At 69.1% G+C, this 3,102-nt stretch carries 4 protein-coding genes and 2 pseudogenes; 5 read left to right on the top strand and 1 reads right to left on the bottom strand.

The features are described from left to right. A partial coding sequence (locus tag B4M60_RS08690; protein ID WP_291082335.1) for a PEP-utilizing enzyme occupies window positions 1–327 on the top strand: 327 nt, incomplete at its 5' end. Window positions 328–468: 141 nt separating this feature from the next. Then, on the top strand, window positions 469–642 hold the full coding sequence (locus tag B4M60_RS08685) for a hypothetical protein (protein WP_291082333.1): 174 nt from the start codon (window positions 469–471) through the stop codon (window positions 640–642). Here the strand turns inward: B4M60_RS08685 and B4M60_RS08680 are convergent. Next, window positions 639–1,583, bottom strand: a complete 945-nt coding sequence (locus B4M60_RS08680; RefSeq protein WP_291082330.1) for a hypothetical protein — start codon at window positions 1,581–1,583, stop codon at window positions 639–641. The two genes, B4M60_RS08685 and B4M60_RS08680, sit on opposite strands and share 4 nt — an antisense overlap. Window positions 1,584–1,857: 274 nt before the next feature. Between B4M60_RS08680 and B4M60_RS08675 the strand changes: the two genes are divergently transcribed. The 3 genes and pseudogenes from B4M60_RS08675 to B4M60_RS08665 all read left to right on the top strand — a co-directional run. Then, window positions 1,858–2,115 (top strand): type II toxin-antitoxin system Phd/YefM family antitoxin, encoded by a 258-nt coding sequence (locus B4M60_RS08675; protein ID WP_291082325.1) that lies wholly within the window; start codon window positions 1,858–1,860, stop codon window positions 2,113–2,115. A 103-nt stretch (window positions 2,116–2,218) separates the two neighbouring features. Continuing rightward, a pseudogene (locus B4M60_RS08670) lies at window positions 2,219–2,800 on the top strand (IS30 family transposase); the annotation flags it as partial. Between the two features lie 4 nt (window positions 2,801–2,804). After that, window positions 2,805–3,102, top strand: a pseudogene (locus B4M60_RS08665) (IS3 family transposase); the annotation flags it as partial.

The raw sequence follows: 3,102 nt of genomic DNA, 5'->3' as shown, positions 1-3,102 counted from the left end.
AGCCAGATCGTCGGCCGTCCCGCCGGCCGCGGCTCGGTCGAGGGGGTCGTGCGGGTGGCGCGGTCCATCACCGACGCCCGCGAGGTGCGGCGCGGCGAGATCCTGGTCGCGCCGGTCACGGACGTGGGCTGGACGCCGTACTTCACCGTGATCGGCGCGCTGGTCACCGACATCGGCAGTTCGGTCTCCCACGGCGCCGTGGTGGCGCGCGAGTACGGCCTGCCCTGCGTGGTCAACACCCTCGTGGCCACCCAGGTGCTGCGCACCGGCGACCGGGTCCGCGTGGACGGCGACCGAGGGGTGGTGACGCGGCTCGACCCGTCCTGACGGCGCCCGGCGGGAGGGCGGCGCCCACCGTCGGAGGCGGCCACAACGCCACGAGGAACCGACTCCCGTTGTTAGGCTCGTCACCGTGAGCGCCGACCGCCGGAGCCTCACGTCACACGCCCGATCACAGGAGGAATTTCCATGGGTTCAGCACTCGGTTCACTCGGATCGCTCGCCGCGGGATCGCTCGCCGTCCCGCTTCTCGGCTCGCTGGGCCTGGGCTCGTTGATCCCGGGGCTCGGCAGCGACACCGGCAGCGGAACCGATTCCTTGACCGGACTGCTGCCCGCCGAGCTGCTCGGCGGCCTCTCCTAACCGCCCGCCCCGCCGGCCGGGCCCGGCCGGCGGGGACCACCCCAGGCCCCCTCGAGGGCCACCCAGTGGCCCTCCTCCATCAGGCTGGCGGGGATGACGGAGACCGCGTTCGCCCCGGCGGACGCCACCGCGAGGAGAGCCTCGCCCAGGTCCCCCGGGGAGATCACACGACCTCCCCGGCCCCACAGTCCGGTCGCCATGACGACTCGATCGCCGAAGCGACGTCCGAGGGACGAGGCGAGGTCCGCTCCGTAGCCGGGGCCCACGCCCGCCAGGGCGAAGTAGTTCCAGACCGCGATGCGGTCGACGGACTTCAAGAGGAGGGCGTAGTCGTGGCCGGAGTCCGCCCGGTCACCGTGGGGGTTCTTCCAGTTGGCGCGGACATCCGTCTCCACCAGAACACCGAATCGCGCGACCTGCGCGGAGATCCGGCCGAGTAGCCGGGCCAGGGAGTCCGAGCGCCACCGGTGGATGGCCGGGTGGTCGACATCGATCCCCCCGTCCTTGCTCCTGGGGAAACCCGACCGCCCCGTGTGTGCGGTGAAGTGCGCCAGATCGCCACGGCCAAAGGTGGCGTCGTTGAACATCAGTTCCGTCAGGCCGATCCTCTCCGGCCGGTACCGGCGCGCGACCTCGCGGCAGACGGCCTCCAGGTGCGCGCCGAAGTACCCTCCGTCGAGGGCGGAGACGGAGAGGAACTCCGCGGAGGCGGCGCCCCGAGCCGTCCGTCCGGCAAGGCTCGGGTCGCGACGGATGGCCCGGGGAGCGAGCGCGTCGATGATCAGGGTGACGCCGAGGCCGTCCAGCCCCGTCAGGGCTTCGCGGACGAAATCGCGCCCGGTCCGGGCGACGATCGAGGATTCCCATCCGCGCGCGGCCGGGAAGGGAAACGCCAACCAGTCCGCTCGGCCCACCGCGAGCGTGACGGCGGTGGCGTTCACCTGCCGCAGACGAGCCCGGACGGAGGGCCATCCGGCGGCGACGGTTGCGACGTCCTCGAACCCGAACGCCACCACCCGCTCCGGTGGGATCCGCGGGTATCCCTCATCGTCTCGGCCGTCTTCGCACATGACTACCGTCCTACCCGTCGAGCCGATCCCAGACTGTCGGAATGGCTCTCCGGCGAGTAGCCGAATACAGAGCACCGGGCACGGGTGGCCACGGTGGAGCGCTGGCGCTTCCTTCCATGCACTCTCGCGAACAGGAGCGACTGGGATGAAGACGATGAGCTACACCGAGTCCCGGGCGCGCTACGCCGAGGTCCTCGACGGGGTCATCAACGACCGCGAAGAGGTCATCATCACCCGTGCCGGTCGCGAGCCGGTGGTGATGGTCTCCCTCGACGAGTACGAGTCCCTGCGCGAGACCGCCCACCTGATGCGATCGCCGGCCAATGCCCGACGGCTTCTCGATGCGATGGAGCGGCTCGAGTCCGGCCGCCGCCAGGAGCGCGACTCGCTCGATGCCGACTGACGTGCTGTTGGTCTGGGACGACATCGCCTGGCAGAACTCTCTCTGGCGGCAACAGCAGGACCGAAAGACCCTCAAGCGCATCAACCTGCTCCTGCAGGACATCACACGCAGCGAGCGTCCCGCCGAGGCCGAAGACCGGGCCGTGCCCGGGCACTGGGAGGGCGATCTGATCATCGGGCTCAACCGCTCCGCGATCGGCACGCTCGTCGAACGCACTATCCGGTTCACCATGCTCGTGCACCTGCCCCGCGAAGAAGGGTACGGCCAGTCTCCGCGGGTAAAGAACGGGCCGGCGTTGTCCGGCTACGGCGCCGAGAGCATGTCGCGGGCTCTGGCCAGGACGATCACTGAGCTGCCCGAGCACCTGCTGCGGTCGCTGACCTGGGACCGCGGCAAGGAGCTGTCGGCGCACGCCCAATTCACTGTCGCTACCGGTCTACCGGTGTTCTTCGCCGACCCGCGCACACCGTGGCAGCGCGGCTCGAACGAGAATACCAACGGCCGGCTGCGCCAGTACTTCCCCAAGGGCACCGACCTGTCCCGGTGGACGGCAAGCGACCTTGCGGCCATCTCGTACACCCTCAACCCGCGGCCGCGAAAGACCCTCGGATGGCGAACTCCCGCAGATGCTCTCGAGAATCACTCACAGTCACTACAAACGTCAGGTGTTGCGACGACCGATTGAATCTGCCCAGTTCCGGTCCCGCAAATTCGTCCACGCCCTCAACCGGCACCAACTGGTCGGATCGATGGGACGAGTTGGAGCAGATAGCGACAACGCGGCCATGGAATCGTTCTTCGCCCTGTTACAGAAGAGCGTCCTCGACACCCGCCGCTGAGCCACACGCGAAGCACTCCGCATCGCCATCGTGTCCTGGATAGAACGGACCTACCACCGCCGACGAAGACAAGCCCGACTGAAGCGATTGACCCCCATCGCGTTCGAGACCATCATGACCTCAGGGGCATACGCAGCACTCGCTGCCT

Source organism: Dietzia sp. UBA5065 (assembly GCA_002415925.1).
Lineage (GTDB): Bacteria > Actinomycetota > Actinomycetes > Mycobacteriales > Mycobacteriaceae > Dietzia.
Note: the sequence above shows the minus strand (reverse complement) of the source record. Positions and strands in the feature narration are given on the sequence as shown.

Coding starts and splice junctions, on each gene's coding strand:
- B4M60_RS08675 (WP_291082325.1), top strand. CDS start 1,858: ATGAAGACGATGAGCTACACCGAGTCCCGGGCGCGCTACGCCGAGGTC.
- B4M60_RS08685 (WP_291082333.1), top strand. CDS start 469: ATGGGTTCAGCACTCGGTTCACTCGGATCGCTCGCCGCGGGATCGCTC.